The sequence below is a fragment of the Desulfuromonas sp. TF genome (genome assembly GCF_000472285.1).
Lineage (GTDB): Bacteria > Desulfobacterota > Desulfuromonadia > Desulfuromonadales > ATBO01 > ATBO01.
In genome coordinates this window covers 471,104-475,026 of the sequence record NZ_KI421421.1, presented here as the reverse complement: position 1 = coordinate 475,026, position 3,923 = coordinate 471,104, and the positions used below count along the sequence as shown (strand labels likewise).

The following is a 3,923-nucleotide window of genomic DNA, read 5'->3' as shown; positions in this document are numbered from 1 at the left end:
GGTTTCCTATTTTCCAGACACGACCGCTGCCTTCCGGCAATGGTCTCGCTGATTTACTGTACCGAATCTTTCAGAGCCTTACCCGCTTTGAACTTGGGAGACTTCGCAGCAGGAATATTGATCTTCTCGCCAGTCTGGGGATTCTGACCGGTCCGGGCAGCACGCTCGCCAACGCTGAAGGTGCCGAACCCCACCAGGGCCACCTTCTCACCAGCTTTCAAAGCTTCAGTAATAGCGTCGGTAAATGCTTTGAGAGCCTTTTCGGCATCGGTCTTGCTCAGCCCCGCCTTCTCTGCCATCGCATTAACAAGGTCCGCTTTAGTCACAACATACCTCCACCTAATTAAGAGATTATTAAAGCCCCGCTGAAATCGCTGTACTTATATCAGAACTTTAAAAAGAGTGTCAAGAGAATATTTGCCGCTCAACCTTAATGTCTCAGCGGTTCTTCGGACCCGGCCGCTTCACCTCGTTCCGTTATGGGGGAAATTGTCGCGGGAACCTCCAGGGCCTCCTCTAGAACCTGATCCATGTGAGCCACGGGAATTATGGTCAAGGCCTTTGATATCTGGGGGGGCACCTCTTCCAGATTCTTTTCATTATCTTGAGGGATGAGAACCCGGGTAATGCCGGCGCGCTTGGCCGCAAGGAGCTTTTCCTTGAGCCCGCCGATGGGCAGCACCCGGCCCCTGAGGGTTATTTCGCCGGTCATGGCCAGATTCCGGTCCACGCTCCGTCCCGTCAGGGCGGATGCCAGCGCAGTGGCGATCGTGATGCCGGCGGAAGGGCCGTCCTTGGGGATGGCTCCCTCGGGTACATGGATATGGATATCCACCTTCTGGTAGGCATCCTTCTCGATACCCAATTCACGCCACCGGGAACGGACGTAACTCATGGCGGCCTGGGCGGACTCCCGCATGACTTCTCCCAGTTTGCCGGTCACGGTAAGTTTTCCCGATCCGGGAAGGACAGCCGTTTCAATGGTCAGCAGCTCACCTCCCACCTCTGTCCAGGCGAGACCGGTGGCCAGACCTGCCCTGCTTTCCTCTTCCCGGATGCCGTAACTATAGCGGGGCACGCCGAGATATTTTTTGACCTGCTGAGCGTTGACCGAAAAACGTTTTTTCTTGTCCGTGGACTTGACCACTTCGCGCGCGATCTTGCGGCAGATATTGGCAATTTCCCGCTCAAGGCTGCGAACGCCGGCTTCGCGGGTGTAACGGCGGATGATCTCGAAGAATGCCGAATCCGAAAAGCTAACCTGTTCGTCCGACAGTCCGTGCGCCTCAAGCTGTTTCCGGAGTAGGTAGCGTTTGGCGATATGGAGTTTTTCCTCCTCCGTGTACCCCTCGATTCGAATCACCTCCATCCTGTCCTGAAGGGGGCGAGGAATGGAATAGAGGTTGTTGGCGGTAGCCACGAAAAGAACGCTGGAGAGGTCGTAATCGACATCCAGGAAGTGATCCCCGAAGGTATTGTTCTGTTCAGGGTCGAGCACCTCCAGCAGGGCGGATGACGGATCACCTCGGAAATCGGTGCTCATCTTGTCGACTTCGTCCAGGAGGAAAACGGGATTTTTCACTCCCGCCTTGCGCAGGCCCTGTATCACCTTGCCCGGCATGGCGCCGATGTAGGTGCGTCTGTGTCCCCGGATTTCCGCCTCATCGCGCATGCCTCCGAGTGAAATCCGGACGAATTTACGCCCCAGCGCCTTGGCGATGGATCGTCCCAGGGACGTCTTTCCGACGCCGGGGGGACCTACCAGGCAGAGGATGGGGCCCTTTATCTTCTTGACCAGAGCCTGCACCGCCAGATATTCGAGGATCCTCTCCTTGACCTTTTCCAGACCGTAATGATCGGCTTCGAGGATCGCTTCAGCATGTTCGACATCAAGTTGGTCCTTGGTCCCTTTTTTCCAGGGAAGAGAAACCAGCCAGTCGATGTAATTGCGAACAACCGTGGCCTCGGCGGACATGGGAGACATCATCTTGAGCTTGCGCAGCTCTCCCATGGCCTTCTCGGTGGCCTCTTTGGACATCTTCTTCTTGTCGATTTTCTCTTCAAGCTCGCGGATCTCCTGCTTGAACTCATCCTTTTCGCCGAGTTCCTTCTGGATGGCCCGCATCTGCTCGTTGAGATAATATTCCTTCTGGCTGCGCTCCATCTGGCTCTTGACCCGGCTGCGAATCTTCTTCTCGATCTGCAGGATCTCGACTTCGCGCTCCATGATGGCCAGAAGATGTTCAAGTCGCTGGAGGGGGTCGGTCTGGGCAAGCACCTCCTGCTTGTCGGCGATACGGACACCGAGATGAGCGATGATGGTGTCGGCCAGGCGCCCGGCCTCGGACATTCCCCCCACGGAAGAGACGATCTCCGGCGGCACCTTTTTGCTCAGATTGACGTAATTTTCAAAAGTGTTGTTGACACTCCGAATGAGGGCCTCGAATTCGGGCGAGTCGACGGGTTGATCAGGAAGAGACTCAATCTCAACAAACAGGCTCTCTTCCCTTGGCACGAAAGTGTCGATCCGGCCGCGGCTCTTTCCCTCGATCAGAACCTTGACCGTGCCGTCGGGAAGTTTCAGCATCTGGATAATCTGTCCGAGGGTGCCGACATCATAGATGTCTTCGGATTCAGGATCGTCAACCTTTGGATCCTTCTGGGTGGCCAGAAAGACCATTTTGTCGGTTTCCATTGCCCCCTCGAGGGCATGAATGGAACGCGGACGGCCGACAAACAGGGGGGTGACCATATAGGGAAATATGACGATGTCGCGCAGGGGAAGAAGGGGATAGAGCGTCTTTTCCCCACTGTTTTCCTGAAGGTCAGTCATAGCTCTCCGCTCGTATTGGAGGAAAAAGGGCAGCCTGAAATCTCAGCCGGGAAAATCCACTGAGCTACAGCCTCGACTCACCTTATGCTTCACGCCGATTCAGCACATTCGTAGAGCACAATGGGATTAGCTTTGTTGAGAATGACGTCTTCGCTGATAACCACCTCCTTGACCCTGTCCTGAGAAGGTATATCGTACATCACGTCGAGCATGGCATTCTCTAGAATAGACCGCAACCCCCGCGCTCCGGTTTTTCTTTTAAGCGCCTGGCGGGCAATAGCCACAAGGGCTCCGTCGGTAAACTTCAGATTTACCTTCTCCATTTCAAAGAGCTTCTGATACTGCTTCACCAGGGCATTCCTGGGCTCCTTGAGAATCTGGATAAGAGACTCCTCGTCAAGCTCATCGAGGGTTGCCACGACCGGAAGGCGGCCGACGAATTCGGGTATCAACCCGAACTTGAGCAGGTCGACCGGTTCGACACGCGCAATGATCTCGCCCAGATTCTGCTCCTCTTTCAGGCGAAGTTCGGCTCCGAAACCCATGGTTTTGGCCCCGGTGCGTTGCGCGATGATGGTTTCAAGGCCGGAAAAAGCTCCACCGCAGATAAAGAGGATATTGGTCGTATCGACCTTAAGGAATTCCTGCTGGGGGTGCTTGCGTCCGCCCTTGGGCGGGACACTGGCCATGGTCCCTTCGATGATCTTGAGCAGAGCCTGCTGGACCCCTTCGCCGGAGACGTCCCGGGTGATCGAGGGGGAATCGGACTTGCGGGCGATCTTGTCGACCTCGTCGATGTAGATAATCCCCTTCTGGGCCCTCTCGAGGTCATAGTCGGCGGCCTGAAGGAGGTTGAGAATGATATTTTCCACATCCTCGCCGACGTAGCCGGCCTCAGTAAGATTCGTGGCGTCGGCGATGGCGAAGGGAACATTAAGCACCCTGGCAAGCGTCTGCGCCAGAAGGGTTTTGCCGCTGCCTGTGGGGCCTAGCAGAAGAATGTTGCTCTTCTGCACTTCCACCTCTTCGGACTTGGCCGAGTACTCCACCCTCTTGTAATGGTTGTAGACCGCCACGGACAGGACTCTTT

The 3,923-nt window shown here is 55.6% G+C and carries 3 protein-coding genes; all 3 read right to left on the bottom strand.

Annotated elements, in window-relative coordinates; all coding sequences use genetic code 11:
* Nucleotides 1-53: 53 nt before the first annotated feature.
* A complete protein-coding gene (locus DTF_RS0113545) occupies nucleotides 54-326 on the bottom strand; it encodes an HU family DNA-binding protein (RefSeq protein WP_027715748.1) in 273 nt (90 codons plus the stop codon).
* A 104-nt stretch (nucleotides 327-430) separates the two neighbouring features.
* Nucleotides 431-2,833, bottom strand: coding sequence for an endopeptidase La (gene lon, locus DTF_RS0113540; RefSeq protein WP_027715747.1), 2,403 nt, complete (start codon nucleotides 2,831-2,833; stop codon nucleotides 431-433).
* Nucleotides 2,834-2,922: 89 nt separating this feature from the next.
* A partial coding sequence (clpX, locus tag DTF_RS23545) for an ATP-dependent Clp protease ATP-binding subunit ClpX (protein ID WP_226989340.1) occupies nucleotides 2,923-3,923 on the bottom strand: 1,001 nt, incomplete at its 5' end.

Excerpts from the sequence above, each read along its gene's own strand:
- lon (WP_027715747.1), bottom strand. The coding sequence starts at position 2,833 with ATGACTGACCTTCAGGAAAACAGTGGGGAAAAGACGCTCTATCCCCTT.